We start from the raw sequence: 22,312 nt of genomic DNA, 5'->3' as shown, positions 1-22,312 counted from the left end.
GGTCACGGCTGTCCGCCCGAACTGCCCTTTCCACGGGAGGGCCGAGCGCCGAAGGCGCCGACAGGGGACCGGGGTTCGCCCGGGAACCGTGGAGGAGGTGCCGTGAGGATCAAGAGGGTACTGGTGGCCGGGCACCAAGGGGAGATCGGGGCGGCCCTCATCCCGCCCCCGCACCCCCCTTTGCCGGACAGCCAGGGGCATATGCCTCGCCGATCCACCCCCTACGCGTGTCCCCCGATGCGGACGGTACGCACGGGGCGGCGGCGGCGCGGGCGCGGAACAGGCGCTCGGCGCGGCCGGGTTGGGCCCTTGCCGCCGTATCGGCACTGGCACCGGCACCGGCACCGTGTCACTCGGTCCTTCAGACGACTGGCCGGATGGCGTGAGCCAGAGGGCGGGCCGTCACGCGCGTGGCACCGTCGCCGTCCGGTTCGACCGCCCGGAGGGGGCAGCCTGTGCCGACGCGGTCGGTGAGTTCGGCGCGCAGGGTGGCGAGTTCGGCCATGCGGGCGTCGAGGAGGCGGATCTTCTCCTCGAACAGCGCGGAGAGCGCTACGGCGGGGTCCGGTGCCGCGCGCAACTCCTCGCCGGTCCTGGCGATTTCGGCCAGGGAGAATCCGAGCGCCTGCGCGGTGCGGACGTAGTGCAGCCAGGCCACCGACTCGGGCGGGAAGTCGCGGTAGCCGTTGGTGAGGCGTCGGCCCGTGACGAGGCCGACCTTCTCGTAGAACCGGATCGCGTCCCTGGTCATCCCGGTCTGAGCGGCCAGCTCTCCGATACGCATGCCGCGCCTCCCCCCTCGGCCGATGAGCTTGACCTTGGACCGTACTCCACTGTTTAGCGTGAGGCCGTCGCTGAGCCCCCCAACCGGCCGGAGCCTCCCCATGATCCGTTTCCACGCCCCCGCACGCCCCGCCTATCTCCGCGTCGTACGCGCGAGTGCCTGGTACGACCTCGCGGTCACCGTGGGGTTCGTCACACCGTGGACCTACGCGCGGGTGCACGACGCGCTGTCCTCGGCGGGCGACGCGCTCGGCTGGGGCGTCCTGCCCGAACTCGACGTGTGGCAGACCCTGTTCGCGAATCTGATGGGCTCTGTGGTGGTCGTCTGGGCCGCCCTCCGCATCGTACGGACCCTGCCCGAACACGGCCTGCTCGACGGCGTCGCGCGCACCCTGTTCTCCGCGTGGATGGCGTACGCGCTGGCCCAAGGCGCCTCGCGGATCCTGTGGCTGTTCCTCGCCGCCGAGGCCACCTGGGGAATCGTCCAACTCACGCCCTGGCTGCGCCCCGCCGTCGACCACCGGACCGCCCGACCGGAACACTCAGGGCTGGGTTGATCGCCAGCCGCCAGCCGCCAGCCGCCAGCCGCCAGCCGCCAGCCACGGCGGCCCTTCGGGGCGCGGACGGCCTACGGCCTACGGCTTCGCGGTGGCGATGCGGTCGAGCCAGTCGCGCAGGAGGGCTTGTTCGGTGGCGGTGAGGGCGGAGGTCCTGGGGAGGACGGCGCGCAGGGCCACGGCGGCGGTGACGGGACCGGAGGCGGGGTCGGTGGCGGCCGGGGCGTCGGTGGTGATCGCGGCGATGACCGCTTCGCGGGCCAGGGCGGCCAGTTCCGGGTCGCGGCGGTCGGGCGGCAGGGAGATCAGCGTGTTGGTGATGCCCTGGCCCGCGGCCTGGACGAGCAGCGAGGCGCGTTCCTCGCTCACGCGCAGTCGGCCCGCCTCGGCGATCCGGCGGATGTGCCCGGCCAGCACCGCCACGCCCGCGACCTCGGCGGGTGTCGGCGGCACCGAGCCCCTGGTCCGCTCGTACATGACCTGGTAGAGCGCCGGGTTGGCGAGGCCGAAGCCGACGTGCAGGTCCCAGCCGGTCCGCAGGTCCGCCACCGGGTCCGCGCCGGGTTCCAGGTCCGTCTTGCCGGCCAGGTAGGCCGCGAAGCCGTCGGCCGCGACCGCGTCGAGCAGGCCCTGCTTGTCGCCGAAGAGCCGGTAGATCGTCGGTGCCTGCACTCCGGCCGCCGCGCCGACCGCCCGGGTCGACACGGCCTCCCGGCCGCCCTCGGCGAGCAGCTTGGCGGTGGCGGCGAGGATGCGCTCGCGCGGACCGTCCTCAGGGGCGATGTCTCCGACGCTCATGGTGTCGACGGTAACAGGAATCGCGTTAGCGGTGATTCACTATCGGTGATAGCGTGTGAGTCGTTAGCGGTGATTCGATGCTGCTCGTGCCGCCACTGGCACGGCGACACCTATCGGCATGTCGATCTGTCGACCGCGCGTCGCCCGTGCGCCGAGGCCGCGCAAACCCTCGCCCACCTGGAGACACCTCATGATCATCGTCACCGGAGCCACCGGAAAACTCGGCCGGGCCGTCGTCGACCGGCTGCTCACCCGCGTCCCCGCCGAGGAGATCGGCGTCAGCGTCCGCGACCCCGACAAGGCGCGGGACCTGGCGGAGAAGGGCGTCCGCGTACGGCGGGGCGACTTCACGGACCCGGCGACCCTCGCGCACGCCTTCGAGGGCGCCGCGCAGGTGCTGATCGTCTCGGCCGACGTCACCGGAGAGGCCGCCCTCGCCATGCACCACGCCGCGATCGACGGAGCCAAGGCCGCCGGGGCCGGCCGCATCCTCTACACCAGCCACATGGGCGCGAGCCCGACCTCCCTCTTCGCGCCCATGCCCGACCACGCCGCCACCGAGGCGGCGCTGCGCGACTCGGGCGTGCCGTGGACCTCCCTGCGCAACGGCTACTACGCCAGCTCGGCGATCATGCTGCTCGGCGCCGCCGTGCGCACGGGCGAGCTGGCCGCGCCGGAGGACGGCCCCATCTCCTGGACGGCCCACGCCGACCTCGCCGAGGCCACCGCGCGCGTGCTGACCGCCGACGACCGGTCCGTACGCCCGTCGGGTCCGACCGCGCCGCTCACCGGCTCCGAAGCGCTCGATCTCGCCGACGTCGCGGAGACCGCCGCCGAACTGTCCGGGCGCCCGGTCAAGCGCGTCGTCATCGGCGACGACGAGTACCGGGACCTCCTCGTCGGGCACGGCGCCTCACCCGCGCAGGCGGAACTCCTCCTCGGGATGTTCGCGGTCGGCAGGCAGGGCGAGTTCACCGCGGTCGACCCGGCGCTCGCCACCTTGATCGGCCGCCCGCCGACGCCGTTCAGGGAAGTACTCGACGAGGCGATCACGTCCGCTGCCTGACGGCCGACCTCTCGGCCGCGTGCTCGTCAGCGCAGGAAGGCCGCCACGGTCGACACGAAACGCGCCGGGTCGTCGAGCCAGGGGAAGTGACCGGCGCCGGGCTGGACGGCCGACTCGGCGCGCGGGAACAGACCGGCGACCTCGGCCGCGGCGGAGGGCGGGGTGTTGAGGTCGACCTCCCCGGCCAGTACGAGGACGGGGGAGGTGAAACGCGCCAGGGCCGCGCGGGTGGCGGCCGGGTCGAAGGCGCCCTCGGAACCGAAGACCTCCCCGGCTTCCGTGTTCTTGCGCGCCTCGCCCGCGTCCCGGTGCGCGCGGGCCGCGTCGTCCCAACGCCCGTAGAAGAAGGGGTCGACGGCCCGGAACGTCCCGGCGTCGCCCTTGCCCGCGACGACCGCCTCCAGCGCGGCGAAAGCGGCCGGGAACCACGGCTCGCCCTCGCGCAGCAGCGCCGTCCCGCGCCGCGTGTCCCCGGTGACCGGGACATCGACCGCCCGGACGCTCGGCGTGATCAGCGCGAGCCGCCCGACGCGTTCGGGATGCCGGGCGACGTACAGCACGGCCAGATTCGTACCGGCGGAGTGCCCGAGCAGATCCGCCCGGTCAAGGCCCAGATGGACGCGGAGGGCTTCCACGTCGTCCACGAGCCGGTCGCAGCGGTAGGAGCCGGTGTCCTGGGGGACCGCCGAGCCGCCGGTGCCCCGCGGGTCCAGCAGGATCAACCGCCGGTGCGCGGCGAGACCGCCGAGGTCCCCGAGATACGCGCTGTCCTGCATCGGGCCTCCGGGCAGGCAGATCAGCGGCGGCCCCTCGCCGAGAGCGTGGTAGGCGAGCCGGGTCCCGTCGGGCGCGGTGAAAGAACTCGTGGCGGTCGTGGCGGTCGCGGTGGAGTCGGCGGTCATGGCGACGACTGTGGCAGCGGCCTCGGGACGGGGGCAACCGGGTTCCGGCGGCGGCCGTCCGCCGGGGAGCGGGAGCGTCGTACCCCGCGAGTAGCGTCGGTCGGCGTGGATCTCGACGCCGTACGCACCTTCGTCGCCGTCGCCGACGCGGCACGGTTCCAGCAGGCACGCGACGGACCCGCACTCGCTGGTCTGGCGCGCCGACAACCCGCATCCAGCGCTGACCGTCCTGCGCCGCCACCTGCGCGGCACCGCGCCGGACGGCCGGGCGTCCGACACCTGGACCCCGAAATGGACGCATCCGCCGGTGGCGCGGTCCGCGCGTCCCGGGCAGGAGCCGCGTCGTGCCGGACCGGCCGGGGACGCCGTACGTCCAGGGGCCGGATGAGCCGTGCGGGCCGCACCGGGCGAGGAGCGTGCGAGGGCGGCCACCGGATCGGCGACGTACCGGCGAGGGACGGGCCACGTACAGGCGAAAGGCGGCCACCGGACCGGCGGGAGGCGGCCACCGGACCGGCGACGGTCGGGCGCCCGGCGTATTCTGCGTCGTATGTCCTGGACCAGCCTCTTGAGGGTGCGCCGCGCGGAGGGGGAGACCTTCCTGCTGCGCCGCAAGCGGGTCCCCGGCATCGACCTGTCCTACGGTGACGCGCGGCTCGCCGAGATCCGGGCGGCGGCGCGCGAGGGCGTCGAGCAGTGGCCGCTGATCCGCGCGCGACTGGCCGCCGCGACGGACGGCGAGGACCTGACCTTCCTGCTGGAGGGCGTGCAGAGCGTCGCCGGGGTGGAGCGGTGGATCGGCGACGTGATCGCCGCCGAGCCGGACGACGCGCTGCCGCTGCTGGTCTCCGGCGCCCGGCATGTCGCCTGGGCCTGGCACGCCCGTACGGGTTTCGCGGCGCGATACGTGTCGGACGAGCAGTGGGAGCTCTTCCGGGCCCGGCTGACCGTCGCCGAGGACCACCTGCTGGAGGCGGCCGAGCGCGAGCCGACCTGGGCGGCGCCCTGGTACTTCCTCCAGATCACCGGGCGCGGTCTCGGCGTCGGATCCGATGTCGCGGAGCGCCGCTTCGCGGCGACCTGCCGCCGCTCGCCCGGCCATGTCGCCGCCCACCGGCAGCACGTGCAGCAGCTCTGCCCGAAGTGGGGCGGCTCGTGGGCCCGGACGCACGCCTTCGCCCGCGAGTCGATGCTGGCGGCCCCCGCCGGGAGCCCGATGGGCCACCTCGTCGCCCAGGCCCACCTGGAGGAGTGGCTGGCACTCGGCGGCGACGCGGAGTCGCCGTATCTGGCCGACGCCGACGTGGTCCGGGCCGTCAACGAGGCCGCCGCGCGCTCGGTCTACCACCCGGACTTCGTACGCCGCCGGGACTGGCCGCTGGCCTTCAACACCTTCGCGATGACCTTCGCGCTCGCCGGGGACCTCCGCCTCGCGCGTCCGCTGTTCCAGGTCCTCGGGGACCGGGCCACCGAGATGCCCTGGATCTACCTGGACGGCCAGTCGCCCCTGGTCCCGTTCCTCGCCTGGCGCGCCCGCGCCGACCGCTGACCCCGTACGTCCGAAGGGGTACGGACCCGCGCCGGGCGAAAACCGCTGGTCGCGGCGGCTCCCTTTGCGGTAGGTCTGCGGGGGCGCGTGCCGTGGAGCGGCGCCGCTGTGCGATGCCGACGTGGAGGACGAGATGTTCGCGATTTCCCTGGGAGACGACGCCGAGCTGCGCCCGCTGGAGCCGTGGCGGGCCGAGGAGTTCCTGGCCCACATGGACCGCGGGCGCGAGTACGTCGGACAGCACATCGGCCTGGCCGACGCCACCGCCGACCTGGACTCGGCGCGGAACTGGCTCCAGTCGTACGCCGACAAGACGGCTACCGACGCGGGCCGCCTCTACGGCATCTGGCTCGACGGACTGCTCGTCGGCGGTGTCCTGTTCAAGGTCTTCGACGCGGCGGCTGGCAACTGCGAGGTGGGCTGCTGGCTCGAACCGGCCGCCGCCGGACGGGGGTTGGTCACCCGGGCGGCCCGCGTCATCATCGACTGGGCGGTGTACGAACGCGGTATCCACCGCGTGGAGTGGATGGTGTCGCCCAAGAACACGCCGAGCGTCAACGTCGCCAAGCGGCTCGGCATGACCCGCGAAGGGCTGCTGCGCGCCACCTACCTCTACCGGGGCGTACGGCAGGACGCCGAGGTCTGGTCGATCCTCGCACCGGAGTGGCGCGCCGCCGGGCGGGACGCCCGCTGACCGACCGACCGATCGACCGCCCGCTGACCGACCGCCTGCTGACCGCCCGCCCGCCCGCCGTCCTCGTACCGGACGCCGGGCCGGCAGCGCACCGCGGCCCCGGGGCGCCCGTGGCAGACTCCCCGAATGCTCCATCCCGACGCCGCCCGCCTCACTCGCCGCTATCTGTCCGCCGCCGACCGGCTGCTGCCGGGCCGGATCACCCACTTCTACGTGGTCGGCTCGGCCGCGCTCGGGGCGTGGCGCGCGGGCGGCAGCGACATCGACGTCGTCGCGGCGGTGGACGGCGGCTTCACGGCGGGGGACCTCCGGCGGCTGCGGGTGCTGCACCCGGTCGGCAACGCCACCCCCGTCGTACGGGCGCTGCTGCGGGCGCGGGTGACGGTCCCCGGCACGGTGAACGCGGTCTACGTGTCGGCCGCCGACCTCCGCCGACCGGTGACGGCCATCCGCCCGCTGGCCTCGCACACCGGGAACTCCTTCGCGCGCGGCCGTGCCTTCGACGTCAACCCTGTGGTGTGGAAGGTGCTGCGCGAACGCGGCATCCCGCTGCGCGGCCCGGCCCCCGGCGCCCTCGGGCTCGACCCGGAACCGGAACGCCTGCGCGCGTGGAATCTGGAAAATCTGCACGGCTACTGGCACTCCTGGGCCGAGAAGGCGCTGGCCGGGAAGACGCCCGGCAAGCCGCTGGTCGCGGCGCGCTCGGCGGGACGTTCACTCACCACCTGGGGCGCGCTCGGGGTGTCCCGGCTGCACCGCACGGTCGCCACCGGGGACATCGTCTCCAAGGAGGGCGCGGGGGAGTACGCCCTGGACACCTTCGCGCCGCGCTGGCACCCGCTGATCCGTACGGCCCTCGCCCACCGCCGCGCGGAGCCGCTTCCGGCCGGGCTCGCCCGCGACCCGGACCTCGCCGACCGGGCGCGGCGGCTCCGGCTGACCGGCGCGTTCGTCATGGAAGTGATCGCGGACGCCGACCGGCTCTGAGGACCGCCGCCGCCGAGCAGCCGTCCAGCGGTCGCCCCCCCCGCCCCCTCCGGGGGGCCGTCACGACCCGGAATCCCGGCACGACCGGCCATTGGCCCGTGCCGCGCCCTGCCGCCGTACAGGCGACCCCTGTCACCTGTCAGAAGCGGCAGGCGCGGGCCCGCTCCTACCTCGGCGCCGTGGCCCCCCAGGCGCTGGCGCAAGCACAGGGCCAAGCGGCGGCCAGCGGCCGGTCGCACCCGTACACCGACACGTACGCGACGGGCACAGCCGCCGATACGACGTCCCGTACGGCCTCCGGTGCGATGTCCGGCACGGTCTCCGGTGCGCGGACTGCGTACACCGACTTCGACCGGCTGGTGCGGACTTTGAACGTGCCCGGCCGGCCAGGTCAGCAAATTGACGGACTGTCAGGGGCGGTCCAGGGTGATGGAGTTGACCGGGCCGAGGTCGTAGTGCCAGGCGCCGCCCGCCACCAGGTCGTCGACGACCTGGCCGGTGCCGTTGTAGCCCGTCCACAGCCTCGCCCGGGCGCCCCCGGACTGGTTGTTGAGCACGTCGTGCCACCCGTACTGATTGCTCAGGTTGTGGGCGCCGTAGCTCCAGTACACGAAGCTGGGGTGGTCGTTGCCCCAGTCCGTGTCGTTCGGGTAGACGCAGACGGCGCCGTACGGGCAGCCGTGGACCGTGCCGCCCGCCGCGTCGGCCCGCACCGCGCCGACCGTGCCGACGGCCGCCACCGAAAGTGCCAGCGCCGCCACGCCCCGCATGACCTTGCCCATGTCGCTCTCCCTCTCCTCGCGGAACCGGCCCTTCGAGGCCGCCACCAGCACCGTAGGAAAGGGGAACGGCCCGCCGCTCCTGACAGATGACAGGGCGGCGGGCCGGGACCGGACCGTCAGGACAGGCAGCCGACGCTCGCCAGGGCCTGCCGGAGCAGGACACCGCGACCGCCCGGCATCTCCTGCTGGAGCTGCGGCGAGGACGCCTCCTGCGGGGTGAACCACACCAGGTCGAGCGCGTCCTGGCGCGGGCGGCAGTCGCCCGCGACCGGTACGACGTAGGCGAGGGACACCGCGTGCTGCCGGGGGTCGTGGTACGCGGTGACCCCCTCGGTCGGGAAGTACTCGGCGACGGTGAACGGCTGCGGGGAGGCCGGGATCCGGGGCAGCGCCACCGGGCCGAGGTCCTTCTCCAGATGCCGCAGCAGCGCGTCGCGGACCCGCTCGTGGTGCAGCACCCGGCCCGACACCAGCGTGCGGCTGATCGTCCCGTCGGGCCCGATGCGCAGCAGCAGCCCGATGTGGGTGACTTCCCCGCTGTCGTCCACCCGCACCGGCACGGCGTCGACATACAGGATCGGCATACGTGCGCGCGTCAGCTCCAGTTCGTCGGGAGCCAGCCAGCCGGGCGTGGTTTCGGTCATGTCAGCCATCCGCTGATCGTACGTCGCCACCCGCCCGCGCACAGGCCCGGGAGCCGAACCGGACCCGCGCGGTCCGCTGTCCGGACCTGCGCGGTTCCCGGCCCCGCCGCGATCCGCCGCTCTAGCCGCTCTTGCGGCCCACGCCCGCGTAGACCCAGAACTCCGAGGGATTGTCCGGGATTTCGTCGGCCGGATCGGGGCGCCACAGCGGGACGTAGACCAGTCCCGGCGGGACCAGGTCGAAGCCGGTGAAGAGCGCGGCGATCTGGTCGTGGGAGCGGGCGGTGACCGGAGAGGTGGCCTTCGACCGGTAGAGCTGGCCGACGGCGGCGGCGGTGCCGGGGCGGTCCTGGTCGGTCGCGTGGCTCAGCGCGAGCCAGCTCCCCTCGGGCAGCCCGTCGCGGTAGGCGGCGACCAGCCCCTCGGGGTCCTCCGCGTGCGTGATGAAGTGCAGGATCGTGATCATCAGGACGGCGACCGGCTGGTTGAAGTCGATCAGCTTCCGTAGCTGCGGCGAGTTCAGTACGTCGTCGGGCCGCCGGATGTCCGCGCTCACGATGTCGGCGTCCGGATTGTCCGCGAGCAGCGACGCGCTGTGCGCGACGGCCACCGGATCGTTGTCCACGTAGATCACCCGCGTGCCCGGCGCGATCGACTGCGCGACCTCGTGGACGTTGCCCTGCGTGGGGATGCCGGAGCCCAGATCGACGAACTGCCGGACGCCCGCGTCGACCAGATAGCGCACCGCCCGGCCCAGGAAGGCCCGGTTCGCCCGCGCCAGCGCCCGCACCTGCGGGTCGATGGCGGTGAAAGCGGCCAACGCCTCCCGGTCTATGGCGAAATTGTGCTCCCCGCCGAGCATCGCGTCGTAGATCCGCGCCACGCTCGCCTTGGCCGGATCCACGCCCTCCGGGACATCTTTGCGTCCGCTCACCACAAGTCCCTTTCGACGGCCGCGTCTTGAACGGTCATCATAGAATCCTGGTGACGGGGCGCTGCGGGGTGCGTACGTCTCCACCGGGTGGTTTCGGCCGCCCGCCGCAACGGCTCGGCGGAAGGCACGACCCTGCGACACGAAGCGCACGAACAGCCCGAGGACAGCGCCCTCGAGGACGCGCCGGGGGCCGCTTCCGCGTTCCGCGAGAAGCCGCCGCCCCCGCGCCGCGGGCGGCTGGCGGTCGGTCCAGCGGCCGATGTCATCGGTTCCGCGCTCGATCTGCATATGACCGGAAACCATGTCGTCCACGCGATGGCGCCCGGATTCTGCGACGCCGCCTCCGTCTATCTGCTGGAGCGCTGGCTCGTCGACGAGAGCGCGGGGACGTCCGCCGATCCGCCGCAGATCGAGGCCAGGCGGCTGGCGCTGCGGATGGGCGCGGCGGCGGCCGAGAGCATCGAAGGCGTCCTGCCGATCGACGAGGTGCTGGTCTTCCCGCGCCAGACCCCGTACGCCCGCGCGCTCGCCACCGGCCACGCCCAACTGCTCGACGCGGTCGACACCCACACCTTCGACCGGCTCGCCGCCTCGGGACGCGGCGACGCCCGCATCCACGACCTGTTACGCACCGCGTCCTTCCTCGTGGTCCCCATACGCCTCCAGAGCGCCGTGATCGGCTTCATCGCCTGCACCCGCGGCCCGCACCTGCCGCCGTTCGGCCTGGAGGACATGGCGGGCGTCGAGTCGCTGGCCGCGCGGGCCGGGGTCGCCCTGGACAACGCCCGCCGATACGAGCACGAGCGCCGTACCGCGCTGGCCATCCGCAGGAGCATGCTGCCCGACACCGACCGGACCTTCGAGGGCTGCCGCGTCGCCCACGACTACCGGCCCGCGGGCCCGCACGACATCATCGGCGGCGACTGGTTCGACGTCCTGCCCAGGCCCGGCGGCCGGGTCGGCCTGATCGTTGGCGACGCCATGGGACACGGCCCGGAAGCCGCCGTCGCGATGATCCAACTGCGCACCGCCGCGCGGACATTGGCCGCGCTGGACACCGATCCGCGTGAACTGCTGCACCGGCTCGACGCCCTCGCCGCCGACACCCCCGACGCCTCCTTCGCCACCTGTGTGTACGCCGAGTGGGACGCGGAACAGCACACCTGCACCGTCGTTGGCGCGGGCCACCCGCCGCCGCTGATCCGCGCACCGGGCGAGGCCGCCCGCCCCGTCCCGCTCGGTGCCGGACTGCCGCTGGGGCTCAGCGCCTGGAGCGCCGAGCCCTCGGTGCTGGAGATCCACCAGCCCACGCTCCTGCTGCTCTACAGCGACGGCCTGATCGAGAGCCGCTGCTCCGACATCGACGCCGGTATCGCCCGGCTCGCCCGCTCCCTCGACCACGGCATAGGCGAACGGGCGCCGGGCGGCCCGGTCATCGGTGCCGACGGTGCGGACCGCGCCCCAACCGGCCCCGGTACGGGCTCCGTTGGCGGCGCCACCGCCCGCGCCGCCGCCGAGGCCGCCGCACTGGCCGAAGTCGACGTCGGCCAGGAGCAGTTGCAGTCCCTCTGCGACACCCTCCTCCGCGACCCGCCCGCCGACGCCACCACGGACGACCGCACGGTCCTGCTGGCAGCGCTGACACCGGGATAGGCCGCGGGCGCGCTTGTCGTGAAGGGGCGTCCGCCTGACGGTGCCTGGCGCGCGGCCGGATTCCGTGAGGCGCTTCCGGCGGTCGTGCCAGCGGGCTGACACGGCGGGCTGACACGGCGGCCTGACAGCGGGAAAGGCGCGCGGGCGCGTGCTTTGCGCGAAGCGCCCGGTGGCGCCCGGCGCGCCGTCGCGCACCGGCGGGTGTCTCCACGGCCCCGCTCGGCCAGATCGCCACGGGACGGACGGCCGACGCGAGCCACGTCCGCTGCGCCGACTTCGACGGCGACGGCAAGACCGACTCCATCCTGATCGGCGCGGGCGGCGAGATCTCGGCGTGGCTGAACCGCGGCGGCGACGGCCGCGTCGCCTCGGGCCCGGTCATCGGCTGACCGCGCGCCCGAGGTCGTACGGCCGTGTGTGTGTAGGCGCGGCCGTCCGCGACAGCCCTGGTCGCCGGGGCCCGAGGCCGTACGGCCGCGCGCGACGCCCGCTCGAAGGGGCCGGTCAGACGATGCCGCCGTTGGCGCGGACGACCTGGCCGTTGACCCAGTGACCGGCCGGGGAGGCGAGGAAGGCGACGACCTCGGCGATGTCGGCGGGGGTGCCGAGCCGCTCCAGCGGGGGCTGGGCGGCCAGGCGGGCGACGGTCTCCTCGTCCTTGCCGTCGAGGAACAGGTCGGTCGCGGTGGGGCCTGGCGCCACCGCGTTGACGGTGACGTCCCGGCCGCGCAGCTCGCGGGCGAGGATCAGCGTCACCGCCTCGACCGCGCCCTTGCTGGCGGCGTAACCGGCGTATCCGGGGAAGGACAGGCCCAGCACGGACGTGGAGAAGGTGACCACGGCGCCGCCGGGGCGCACCCTGCGGGCGGCCTGCTGGGCGACGACGAAGGTGCCGCGGATGTTCGTGCGGTGCATCGCGTCCAGCTCGGCCAGGTCCAGCTCGGCCACGGTCGACAGCGCCATGCGCCCGGCGGCGTGCACGACGACGTCGACACCGCCGTACGCGGACTCGGCGGCGTCGAAGAGCGCCGCGGCGGCCGTCTCGTCGGCGATGTCGGCCTGGACGGCGAGCGCCTGGCCACCGGCCGAGGTCACCTCCTCGACGGCGGCCTCGGCCAGGCCGCGGTTGCCCGCGTAGCCGATCACCACGGCGTGGCCGTCGGCGGCCAGCCGGGTCACCACCTGGCGGCCGATGCCGCGTGAGCCGCCGGTGACGACGGCGACGCGCGGCCGGGAGGGGGTTTCGGGGGTGGTCGTCATGGGGGGCTCCTGTACGGAAACGGAGGCGGTCGGGCGGCCGGACCGCCCCGGCGTTCGTACGTCCTGCCGGGGGCCGGTCCGCTTCCCACTGTCGGCCGCTTCCACGCGGTCAGCCAGGGCTGAGCCCACCCAGGGGTTGCCGTCCCCTGGCTGCGGCCTGGCCCCGCCGGGCGCGGCGAGTGACGATGGAGGGGTGAATCTTCCCGAGCTGGCGGCGTTCCTGAAGACCCGGCGCGACCGGATACGGCCGGACGCCGTGGGGCTGCCCGCCGGGCCGCGGCGGCGGGTGCCGGGGCTGCGCCGCGAGGAGGTCGCCCAGCTCGCCGGGCTCTCCGCGGACTACTACACCGAGCTGGAGCGGGGCCGCGGCGCCCAGCCCTCGGCCCAGACGCTGGCCGCGCTGGCCAGGGCGCTGCGGCTGACCACGGACGAGCGCGACCACCTGTTCCACCTCGCCGAGCGGCCCGTGCCCCCCTCCGCGCACGGCTCGGCCGCCCCCGTACAGCCCGCGCTGCTGGGCCTGCTCGACCGGCTGACCACCACCCCCGCCCAGGTCATCTCGGACCTGCACGAGACGCTGGCGCAGAACGAGCCGGCCGCCGCGCTCCTCGGCCGTCCACCCGCCGTACGCGGCCCCGCCCGCAGCTTCGTCTTCCGCTGGTTCACCGATCCGCGGGCGCGCGGGATCTACCCGCCCGAGGACCACCCGCACCACTCGCGGGTCTTCGTCTCCGACCTCCAGGCGGTCGCGGGCCAGCGCGGCCGGGACACCGAGGTCGCGCGGATGGTCGCCCATCTGCGCCGCGAGAGCGCGGAATTCGCCGCTCTGTGGGACGCCCACGACGTGGCCTTCCGCCGCACCGACCACAAGCGGATCGTCCATCCGTCGCTGGGCGTCATCGAGTTGGACTGCCACTGCCTGTTCAGCGAGGACGGCCGGCAGCGGCTGCTCTGGTTCAGCGCCGCCCCCGGCACCGAGGGCGCGGAGCAACTGCAGCTGCTCTCGGTCATCGGCACGCAGGACATGTCGGCGCGGTAGGGCGGGGCGCGGCAGAGCGCGGGGTGCGGTAGGGCGGGGCGCGGCAGGGCGCGGGGTGCGGTAGAGCGCGGGGCGCGGCAGGGCGCGCGGACGCCCTCGGCACGGCGGCGGCGTCCCCTTCGCACGGACCGCACGGGTCTCGGCTGCCCGCGAACTCCTCCCAGCTCAGAGGGCGTTCGGCGGGCCGCTAGCGCCGGGGCAGCTGATTCGCATGGGAGTCATGTGGTTGTTGCGCGGTGTTCATCAGGGGTTCTCGGACGGTGACGACCGGCCGCCTACTGTGATCGGGAGAGCTGGCAGGCAGAAAGGGAACTGTGGTGAAACCGACACAGGATCTTCCTGACGCACTGTCAGGCGGTGAGGTCTCCGGCGAGGCGGGCGGCTTAACCGGCCCTTCCGTCGCGGGTGGTGAACTGGCCGCCGCCCGGCTGCGCGGCGAACGCGAGGCGCTGCTGCGGTACGTGGCGAAGCTGCTCGCCCCCGACCTGCGGCACGCCGAGGACGTCGTGCAGGAGACCCTGCTGCGGGCGTGGCTGAGGGCCGATCAACTGGACTGGCAGGAGCGGCCGATCAGGCCCTGGCTGTTCAGGATCGCGCACAATCTGGCCGTCGACACCTGGCGCAAGGACCGCGCGATACCCGTCGGCAGTGCGGCCGACGTCCGCCCCGACACCGCCGACTGGGACGACCTCGCCGACCGCGTGGTGGACCGGCGGTGGCTGCAACAGGCCATGCGGCGACTGCCCTACGCGCACCACGAGGTACTGGTGCACGTGCACATCTACGGACGCGGCAGCGAAGAGGTCGCCGACGTCCTCGGGATACCCCGCGGGACCGTCAAGTCCCGTACCCACCACGCGATCCGCTCGCTGCGCCGCGAGCTGGGTGTGCTGGAGAACGAGGAGACGGCCGCATGACCCGTCCGCGACCGGCCGTCGTCGAGCTGGCGGGCGGGCCCCTCCAGGTGTTCACCGACCACCGGGGCGCCATCTGCACGGTGCTGGGCGTCCTCGGCCTGGTCATCGCTGTGCTGGTCTTCACCAACCGGTCGGTCCGCCGGATCGGCGGATGGCGCGTGGTGCGCCGCTGGGTGCGCCGCGAGAGCCGCCTCACCGCGAACGCCTTCACCGCGCCGCTGCGCGGGTGGGTCCGCTACCGGCGCCAACTCCGGCTACTGGGACGCCTGTTGGACGACCCCGGCGTCTGGCGGACCGGGGAGCGCGCGCTGCGCGCCGCCCACGCCGCCGCCCCCGACCGCTGCCGCCCGTACGGCGTGCTGGTCGGCGACGGGACCGACGCCGGTCTCGTCGGGGTCCTCGTCGCGGGCCGGGACGTCCCCGAACCGCCGCCGCCGTGGGTCGCCGACGACCGCGACCCGCGCGTGTGGTGGAGCGCGTACGAGGAGTGGCACGACCTCCAACCCGCCGGACTCGCGGGCCGGTTGGCCCTCGGGGACGGCGCCGGCTGGGAGCAGGGGCCGGTCGCACCGCCCGTACTGATCGCTGCCGTCGGCGTCGAGGGGGACCGCGCGGTCTTCCTCGACCTCGCCTCGGGCGCGCCGGTCACCTCGCTGGACGGTGACGAACGCGTCGCGCGCCCGCTCGTCCACGCGCTCGCCGCCCAGCTCGACCGGCGGCTGCCGCCCGGCGCCGTCACCGTCGCCGACGGCGTGCACCCCCGGCACGCGGGGCCGCCCGTCGCCCAGGCGCTGCGCGACGCCGCCCGGTGGAGCGACACCCACGAAGGCCCCGCCTTCGTGGTCTGCCAGGGCCCGCTCCCCGACGCCGCCGCCGACCTCGCGGGCGCCGCGGGACCGCGCGTGCTGGCGTACGGCAGGACGCACGGCCGCGCCCGGCTGCTGGACGTGGACCGCGACGGACTGCTCACCGTGCACGGCACACCGCTGCGGGTCCGGGCGACCTCCGTGCCGCGCGCGGTGGCCGCCGCGATCGGGTCGCTGCCGCCGTACGAACCGCCGCCGCTGGCCGCGCCCGTCCGCGCCCCGGCACCGCACGCGCACGTCGAGCGGGCCGAGGAGCCGGGCCCGGTGGGCGTCTCCGCGGTATCCGCCGCGAGCGCACCGTCCACAGAATTCGCGCGGGGCGTCGGCCACGCCCAGGTGACGTCCCGTCAACGCAGCGGCGGCGAAGCCGAGTCGGGCCCGGTCGGCGTCTCGGCGTCGGCCGCCGCCGGGCCCGGATCCGGCGCGACCCCGCCAGGGGGACGCGCCCGCACCGGACCCGCCGCCGGTGAGTCCGCGGGCGGAGCCGGGACACCCGACGCCGAGTCCGTGGGCTCGGGAGCCGTGACCACCGCGCCCGCCCCGCGCGGCGACTGACCGCCGACCGACCGTTGACCGCCGCCCCCGGCCGCCCCCACCACCCCGGTTGGACATCGTGAAGCTGACTCTCACCACCGTCGACGCCGTCGGCACCACGGCGGGCGCCGTGCACCGCGACCACCTGCTGGAACTCCCCGACGGCTGCACCGTGGGCGACCTGGCCGAGGCGCTGGGCGTCCGGGCCGACGGCACACCCGCCACCGCGGGCCGCCCCGGCGCGCCCGCGGCGGACCCGGCACGCCCCGACGGCCCGGCGGACCCCGACGCGGGCCCCGCCCTCCACCTCGGCGCCGCACCGCTCGCCCCCGAGGCCCCGATCCGCGACAGCGGCATCCGCGAGGGCAGCGTCCTCGGCGTCGGCGGCACCCCGCCCGACCCCGACCCGCTCGCGGGCCGCGTCCAGCCCGCGCCCGGCGAACCCGTGCTCGCCGAGGTGCACAGCGTCTCGGGCCCCGGCGCGGGCCGCAGTTGGCAGCTCGCGCAAGGCAGTTACGAGATCGGCACGGATGCCCGCTGCGCGATCCGGGTCCGCGGCGCCGACGCGCCCGAGTACGGGCTGTGGGTGACGATCGCCGCGGACGGCAGCGCGTACTGGCACCGCGAGCGCGCCGAGGACCGGATCGACGGCGGCTCCGTACGGCTCTGCGTCCCCGTCCCGCCCTCCGACGTCGACCCGCTGACCGGCACCGCGCCCGACCGGACCACACCCGAGGAGCGGATGGACGCGGCGCGCGCCGTGGACGAGGCGGAGAAGGCGGCGCGGGCCGCGCGGAAGGCGGCGCGCGGACCGGCCGCCGACCCCCGTACCGTCGCGGCCCGTACGCCCGCGCAGGCCGACACCACCGCCCGCCGCGAGGCCGACCACCGCACCGCGTGGCCGGTGGACGTCGACCTGGCCGTCGGCACGACGCTGCTGCGCATGGTCGCCCCCGTGGAGGCGGACGCCGCGGTCGCCGACTCCGCCGACGGCATCGGCGTCGACTTCAACCGGCCGCCGCGCATCGCGCCGCACCTGGACGCCGAGTCGCTGCGCCTGCCGTCCCCGCCGGGACAGCGCGTCCGCGTGCCGTTCCCGCTGCTGATGATGTTCGCGCCGGTCGTGCTCGGCCTGGTCATGGTCGGCATCTTCCACTCGTACTTCTACCTGGTGTTCATCCTCTTCACGCCGCTGATGGCGATCTCCAACTGGGTGATGGGCCGCCGCAACAACCACAAGACGCACGTGGAGTCGCGCCGCCGCTACCGGGCCCGGCGCCGCGTGGTGGAGCGGGAGATCCGCGCGGCCGTCGTACGCGAGCGCTGGGTGCGCTGCGACACCGGACCCGACCCGGCGGCCCTCGGCCTGATCGCCACCGGACCCGGCAGCCGGCTGTGGGAACGCCGCCGCCGCGACCCCGACCACCTCGTGCTGCGGGTCGGCACCGTCGACATGCCGTCGGTGAAGGCGATCGAGGACCCGGCGCAGGACGAGAACCACCGCACCGTGCGCTGGAATCTGCCCGACATCCCGATCGGCGTGGAGATCACCGAACTCGGCGTCGTCGGCGTCGCGGGCACCGCCGCGCCCGTCCAGGCGCTGGCCCGCTGGTGCGTGGCCCAGTCCGCGGTTCTGCACAGTCCGCGCGACCTGCGGATCGTCGTGCTCACCGAACCGTCCCGCGCACAGGAGTGGGGCTGGGTGCGATGGCTGCCGCACCTGCGGCCGTACTCGCCCAACGGCCCGGTCGTGGCCATCGGCAACGACCCGGAGAGCGTCGCCAACCGCGTCTCGGAACTGGTCTCGCAGATCCAGGCACGGCAGCGGGCGCTCGGCTCGTCCATCGGACGCGCGATGTTCACCGCGCCCGACATCCTCGTGATCGCGGACAGCGCACGGCAGTTGCGCGACGTGCCGGGCATGGTGCAGATCCTCACCGAGGGTCCGCCGGTCCGTGTCTTCAGCCTCTGCCTCGACGAGCAGGAACGGCTGCTGCCCGAGGAGTGCGGCGCGGTCGTCACCGTCTCCGGCACCGGTCTGACGGTCCGCAGGACCGGACTGCCCGAAGTCACCGGCGTACGGCCCGATCTGGTCGCCTCCGCCTGGTGCGAGCGGGTGGCCAGGGCGCTCGCGCCGCTGCGCGACGTCAGCCCGGACAACGACAGCGGACTGCCCGACGAGGTACGGCTGCTGGACCTGCTCGGCCAGGAACCCCCGGACGCGCGGGCGCTGGTGGACCGCTGGACCAGGCGCCCGGCGACCACCACCTTCGTACTGGGCACCGGATACGACGGGCCGATGTCGCTGGACCTGGTACGCGACGGGCCGCACGGCCTGGTCGCCGGGACCACCGGATCCGGCAAGTCCGAACTCCTCCAGTCCTTCGTCGCCTCCCTCGCCGCGGGCAACCGCCCCGACGAACTCACCTTCGTACTGGTCGACTACAAGGGCGGCAGCGCCTTCCGCGAGTGCGCCAACCTGCCGCACACCCTCGGCATGGTCACCGACCTCGACGCGCACCTCGTCCAGCGCGCCCTGGACTCGCTCGCCGCCGAACTGCGGCGCAGGGAACGGATCCTGGCCGAGCACGACGCCAAGGACCACCCCGAGTACCGGGCTAAGCGCGCCGCCGCCGCTGCCTCCGCCACCGGCCCGCAACTCCCGCCGCTGCCGAGGCTGTTGCTGGTCATCGACGAATTCGCCACGCTGGTGCGCGAGGTGCCGGACTTCGTCACCGGGCTGATCAGCATCGCCCAGCGCGGCCGGTCGCTCGGCATCCACCTCATCCTCGCCACGCAGCGCCCGGCGGGCGCGGTCACCGCGGACATCAAGGCCAACACCAACCTGCGGATCGCGCTGCGCGTCACCGACATGGTCGAGAGCCAGGACATCATCGACACCGGCGACGCCGTGCACATCTCGCCGAGCACCCCGGGACGCGCGCTGGTCCGCTACGGACACCGCTCTGCCGTCCCGTTCCAGTCCGCGTGGGTCGGTGCGGAACGCCCCGCCGAGGAGAGCGAGGACCCGGACGGCCGGCCGCGCCCCGCGCTCGCCCGGCCCAAGGTCCACGCCGCGGAACTGTCCTGGACCCGGCTCGGCCGCCCCGCCGCCCCGCCCGCGGGCGACGACGACACCCCGCAGGAGCAGGGGCCGCTCGCGCCCACCGACCTCCAGGTCCTGGTGGCGGCGCTGCGCGAGGCCGCCGACCTGCTCGACGACTACGAGCCGCAGCCCAGCCCGTGGCTGCCCGCACTGGAGCCGAAGGTGCTGCTGGAGGAGCTGCCCGCGGTCGAACGCCCCGGCGCCACCGGCCTGAAGACGCTCCCGCCGCCGTTCCCGTACGCCCTGGAGGACATCCCGCAGCTCCAGGAACGCCGGGTCGCCACCGTGGACCTGGCCACCTTCGGGCACCTCTACGTGATCGGCGCCCCGCGCTCGGGCCGCACCCAGGCGCTGCGCACCATCGCGGGTTCCGCCGCGCGCACCGCCCGCCTCAGCGACCTGCACATCTACGGGATCGACGCGGCGGGCGGCGGACTGGCCGCCGTGGCCGCGCTGCCGCACTGCGGAGCCGTGGTGTCCCGGCACGACTTCGAGCACCTGGAGCGCCTCCTCGGCCGCCTGGTACGGGAGTTGACCGAACGTCAGGAGGCGTGCTCGGCGCGGAGCTGTTCCGGGCTCAACGAACTGCGCGACCTGCTGCCGGAGGCGGAACGGCCCGCGCACATCCTGCTGCTCGTGGACGGCTGGGACGCGCTGTCCCCGCTGATCGACGACTACGACAACGGGCGGCTGCTCGGCGACATCACCCGCCTGCTGCGCGAGGGCGCGGCCGCGGGCATCCACGTCGTCGCCACCTCGGAACGCTCCCTGATCGCGGGCCGGATCGCCGCCCACAACGACCACAAGCTGCTGCTGCGGCAGGCCGACCGCAGCGACTACAACCTCATCGGCATGCTGCCCAGCCAGGTCCCCGCGTCCGTCCCCGACGGCCGTGGCTGGCACATCGTCAGCCGCACCGAGACGCAGATCGCGCTCCTCGACGCCGACGACAGCGGCCAGGGCCAGGTCGAGGCGCTGCGCGGGATCGGCGCCGCGGCCACCCGGCGCGCGGTGAACGTCCCCGCCGACCGGCGCCCGTTCCCGGTCGCCCCGCTGCCCGCGGTGGCCGACTTCTCCGAGGTCTACGAGAAGGTGCCCGCCAATCTGCGCCGCCCGATGTGGGGCCTGCTGGGCGTCGGCGGCGACGGCGCGGGCGCGGTCGGCGTGGACTTCGCGCAGGGCGCGCCGTCCTTCCTCGTCGCCGGGCCGCCCGGCTCCGGACGCAGCAACACCCTTGCCTGCCTGGCCGTTTCGCTGCTCGCGGGCGGCACCTCGCTGGTGGTGCTGACCCCGCGCGAGTCGCCGCTGCGGGCGCTCGCCCGGCACCCGCAGGTCCGGCTGCTGACCGAGCCCGACCCGTCCGCCGACGCCGTGCGCGAGGCGCTGGACGCGATGGCGGGACCGCGCGTGGTCATCGTGGACGACGCCGACCTGGTCGCGATGGGCGGCGCGGAGAAGATCCTCAAGGACATCGTGGTCTCCGGAAGGGAACGCGGCATCGGCCTGCTCGCCGCCGGTCCCGCCGACTCCCTCTCGCTGGGCCTGGGCAGTTGGCTCACCGCGGCCAAGCGGTCCCGGCGCGGCCTGGTCCTCGCCCCGCGCAACATGTCCGACGGCGACCTGATCGGCGCCCGGCTGTCCATAAGCGCCGTACGGTCGCACGCCCGCGCGGGCCGCGCCTGGACCTCGGGCCCCGGCGGCACGGCGCTCACCGTGCAGGTCCCGGTCACCACGCTCAAGACGTCCTGAAACGCACAAGCGCCGGGCTCCCGTACCAACGGGAAGCCCGGCGCGGGTGCGTGACGGACCGTCAGCCGTTGGCGGCGTCGCGAATCTTCTTCGCCAGGTCGGCGTCGTTGTCCGCCATCGACTGCTTGATGCCGCGGAACTGCTCCGCGAAGTCCTTGATGCCCTTCACCGCGAGCAGCAGGCTGGAGTTGAACTTCTCGTACGACTCCTTCAGCGCCGCGCTGGACTGCTCGAAGACCATGCCGTCGTCCAGCAGGTTGTTCACGTCGGTGCGGAGCTGGTTGAGCATCGGGACGATGTTCTCGTTGGCGGTGTCCAGCTTGGACGAAGTGGTCTCGATCTTCTCGTAGTCGAGGGAGATGTTGGGCATCGCGGGTGTGCTCCTCGCAGGTTGACGGGCCGGGCTGACGGGCAGGTTGACGGCGCTAGTAGCCGATGTAGTCGTAACTGGGGTCGGGTTCTTCCTCGCTGTCCACCACGCCGTCGCCGTCCTCGTCGCCGACGAGCTTCCACTCCGCGCCCGCCCCGGTGCGCGTGTAGTCGCTCTCCTTGCCGTCGCCGTCGGTGACGGCCATGGTGCCGCTGCCGTCCTCGTTGATGTGGACGTCGGAGTGCGCCTTGCTGCCGTCGGCGTAGACGGTGTCCGTGATGTACGACCGGTGGTCGTCCTGGTACGTGGTGGTCGAGGTGTACGTCTGACCCGCGCCGGTGGTGACGGTGGTCTTCTCCGTGACGACGTTGTAGTCGTCGTCCAGGGTCAGTTGGGTGTGTACGGTGCCGCCGTCCGCGGTGGTCAGCGTCTTGTCGGTGGGCGGCGCGCCGGGGTCGGTGGGCTCGGGCCCCGGGTCGGACGCCGAGCAGTACGCCGGGGCGGTCTCGCCCGGCGCGACCTCGCAGGAGTCCGGATTCGCCTGGTACTGCTCCCACAGGTCGTGGTCCTTGACCCACTGGTCGTGGCCCAGCCACGCCTTGTGCTTGGCGACCCAGTCGCTCAGGCCCATGTCGGCGCTCATGATGCCCGCGCCCTCGGCGATCTGCGCGTCCATGTTGAAGAAGCCGTCGGCCACCGCCCCGAAGGTGTCCCCGAGTTGCCGCAGGTCGTCCTCGGCCTTCTCCATCGGGTGCTTGGAGCGGTAGTACAGCGTGCTGAAGGCGGCGGTGAGCTGGGCGTCGCCGAACACGTCCTGCGCGTCGCCCGAGTCGTCGTTGCCGAGCGTGGCGTAGTCGCTGTTCTTGAGCGTCGGCCCGATCTTGTCGGCCAGCTCGTGCAGGTCGTTGCGGGCGGTGTGCAGAACGGTGTAGTCGAGCGCGAAGTCGACCAATGCCATCTCCTCCTTACGGGCGCCGGGCGCCGGGCGCCGGGGGCCGCCGGGGTCACCGGAACCAGCCGGTCCGACATGTTCACGTACCAGCGGTCCCCGCGGTTCACCCAGGTCCGGGACGTGGGTCCGGGACTTCCCGCAGTGAACCGCCGGGGCTCCTCGTACGTGAG

The 22,312-nt window shown here is 74.2% G+C and carries 20 protein-coding genes; 11 read left to right on the top strand and 9 right to left on the bottom strand.

Annotated features, from left to right (window positions below):
• Positions 1–361: 361 nt before the first annotated feature.
• Positions 362–784 (bottom strand): MerR family transcriptional regulator, encoded by a 423-nt coding sequence (locus ACIO6U_RS14520; RefSeq protein WP_401718897.1) that lies wholly within the window; start codon positions 782–784, stop codon positions 362–364.
• A 100-nt stretch (positions 785–884) separates the two neighbouring features.
• Between ACIO6U_RS14520 and ACIO6U_RS14515 the strand changes: the two genes are divergently transcribed.
• Positions 885–1,340: a hypothetical protein gene (locus tag ACIO6U_RS14515; protein ID WP_401718894.1), complete on the top strand. Its 456-nt coding sequence runs from the start codon at positions 885–887 to the stop codon at positions 1,338–1,340.
• A gap of 78 nt (positions 1,341–1,418) precedes the next feature.
• On the opposite strand, the gene ACIO6U_RS14510 is transcribed toward ACIO6U_RS14515, so the two are convergent.
• On the bottom strand, positions 1,419–2,138 hold the full coding sequence (locus ACIO6U_RS14510; RefSeq protein ID WP_401718891.1) for a TetR/AcrR family transcriptional regulator: 720 nt from the start codon (positions 2,136–2,138) through the stop codon (positions 1,419–1,421).
• Between the two features lie 190 nt (positions 2,139–2,328).
• Here ACIO6U_RS14510 and ACIO6U_RS14505 point away from each other — a divergent pair, with 190 nt between their 5' ends.
• Entirely contained in the window at positions 2,329–3,204 is an 876-nt protein-coding gene (locus tag ACIO6U_RS14505) for an SDR family oxidoreductase (RefSeq protein ID WP_401718888.1), read from the top strand.
• A gap of 26 nt (positions 3,205–3,230) precedes the next feature.
• Here ACIO6U_RS14505 and ACIO6U_RS14500 read toward each other — a convergent pair whose 3' ends face one another.
• Positions 3,231–4,106, bottom strand: a complete 876-nt coding sequence (locus ACIO6U_RS14500) for an alpha/beta fold hydrolase (protein ID WP_401308498.1) — start codon at positions 4,104–4,106, stop codon at positions 3,231–3,233.
• Positions 4,107–4,656: 550 nt separating this feature from the next.
• Here ACIO6U_RS14500 and ACIO6U_RS14495 point away from each other — a divergent pair.
• From ACIO6U_RS14495 to ACIO6U_RS14485, 3 genes are all read left to right on the top strand, one after another.
• A complete protein-coding gene (locus ACIO6U_RS14495) occupies positions 4,657–5,655 on the top strand; it encodes a hypothetical protein (RefSeq protein ID WP_391045944.1) in 999 nt (332 codons plus the stop codon).
• A gap of 133 nt (positions 5,656–5,788) precedes the next feature.
• Positions 5,789–6,349, top strand: a complete 561-nt coding sequence (locus ACIO6U_RS14490) for a GNAT family N-acetyltransferase (RefSeq protein ID WP_401718884.1) — start codon at positions 5,789–5,791, stop codon at positions 6,347–6,349.
• Between the two features lie 126 nt (positions 6,350–6,475).
• Positions 6,476–7,336, top strand: a complete 861-nt coding sequence (locus ACIO6U_RS14485) for an aminoglycoside adenylyltransferase domain-containing protein (RefSeq protein ID WP_401718881.1) — start codon at positions 6,476–6,478, stop codon at positions 7,334–7,336.
• Positions 7,337–7,746: 410 nt separating this feature from the next.
• On the opposite strand, the gene ACIO6U_RS14480 is transcribed toward ACIO6U_RS14485, so the two are convergent.
• The 3 genes from ACIO6U_RS14480 to ACIO6U_RS14470 form a co-directional block, all read right to left on the bottom strand.
• Entirely contained in the window at positions 7,747–8,163 is a 417-nt protein-coding gene (locus ACIO6U_RS14480; protein ID WP_391163094.1) for a hypothetical protein, read from the bottom strand.
• Positions 8,164–8,234: 71 nt separating this feature from the next.
• The gene (locus ACIO6U_RS14475; protein WP_355341772.1) at positions 8,235–8,762 is read right to left on the bottom strand and encodes an NUDIX hydrolase family protein; all 528 of its coding nucleotides are present in this window, start codon (positions 8,760–8,762) and stop codon (positions 8,235–8,237) included.
• A 121-nt stretch (positions 8,763–8,883) separates the two neighbouring features.
• Positions 8,884–9,624, bottom strand: coding sequence for an SAM-dependent methyltransferase (locus ACIO6U_RS14470; RefSeq protein ID WP_391163267.1), 741 nt, complete (start codon positions 9,622–9,624; stop codon positions 8,884–8,886).
• Positions 9,625–9,783: 159 nt separating this feature from the next.
• Between ACIO6U_RS14470 and ACIO6U_RS14465 the strand changes: the two genes are divergently transcribed.
• The gene (locus ACIO6U_RS14465; RefSeq protein WP_401718878.1) at positions 9,784–11,349 is read left to right on the top strand and encodes a PP2C family protein-serine/threonine phosphatase; all 1,566 of its coding nucleotides are present in this window, start codon (positions 9,784–9,786) and stop codon (positions 11,347–11,349) included.
• Positions 11,350–11,576: 227 nt separating this feature from the next.
• A complete protein-coding gene (locus tag ACIO6U_RS14460; protein ID WP_355341778.1) occupies positions 11,577–11,738 on the top strand; it encodes a hypothetical protein in 162 nt (53 codons plus the stop codon).
• A 115-nt stretch (positions 11,739–11,853) separates the two neighbouring features.
• Here the strand turns inward: ACIO6U_RS14460 and ACIO6U_RS14455 are convergent, their stop codons facing one another.
• Positions 11,854–12,609, bottom strand: a complete 756-nt coding sequence (locus ACIO6U_RS14455) for an SDR family oxidoreductase (protein WP_401718875.1) — start codon at positions 12,607–12,609, stop codon at positions 11,854–11,856.
• A 193-nt stretch (positions 12,610–12,802) separates the two neighbouring features.
• Here ACIO6U_RS14455 and ACIO6U_RS14450 point away from each other — a divergent pair, with 193 nt between their 5' ends.
• The 4 genes from ACIO6U_RS14450 (at position 12,803) to ACIO6U_RS14435 (ending at position 20,820) form a co-directional block, all read left to right on the top strand.
• Positions 12,803–13,648, top strand: a complete 846-nt coding sequence (locus ACIO6U_RS14450; protein WP_401718872.1) for a helix-turn-helix domain-containing protein — start codon at positions 12,803–12,805, stop codon at positions 13,646–13,648.
• 317 nt (positions 13,649–13,965) lie between these two features.
• Positions 13,966–14,565: a sigma-70 family RNA polymerase sigma factor gene (locus tag ACIO6U_RS14445; protein ID WP_401308476.1), complete on the top strand. Its 600-nt coding sequence runs from the start codon at positions 13,966–13,968 to the stop codon at positions 14,563–14,565.
• Entirely contained in the window at positions 14,562–15,986 is a 1,425-nt protein-coding gene (locus ACIO6U_RS14440; RefSeq protein WP_401718869.1) for a hypothetical protein, read from the top strand. The genes ACIO6U_RS14445 and ACIO6U_RS14440 overlap by 4 nt, the downstream gene beginning before the upstream one ends.
• 58 nt (positions 15,987–16,044) lie before the next feature.
• Entirely contained in the window at positions 16,045–20,820 is a 4,776-nt protein-coding gene (locus tag ACIO6U_RS14435; RefSeq protein ID WP_401718866.1) for an FtsK/SpoIIIE domain-containing protein, read from the top strand.
• A gap of 61 nt (positions 20,821–20,881) precedes the next feature.
• Here ACIO6U_RS14435 and ACIO6U_RS14430 read toward each other — a convergent pair whose 3' ends face one another.
• Entirely contained in the window at positions 20,882–21,190 is a 309-nt protein-coding gene (locus ACIO6U_RS14430) for a WXG100 family type VII secretion target (protein ID WP_188282265.1), read from the bottom strand.
• A 55-nt stretch (positions 21,191–21,245) separates the two neighbouring features.
• Positions 21,246–22,148, bottom strand: coding sequence for a hypothetical protein (locus tag ACIO6U_RS14425; RefSeq protein WP_391045924.1), 903 nt, complete (start codon positions 22,146–22,148; stop codon positions 21,246–21,248).
• Between the last annotated feature and the right edge of the window lie 164 nt (positions 22,149–22,312).

Source organism: Streptomyces sp. NPDC087422 (assembly GCF_044744145.1).
Lineage (GTDB): Bacteria > Actinomycetota > Actinomycetes > Streptomycetales > Streptomycetaceae > Actinacidiphila.
Note: the sequence above shows the minus strand (reverse complement) of the source record. Positions and strands in the feature narration are given on the sequence as shown.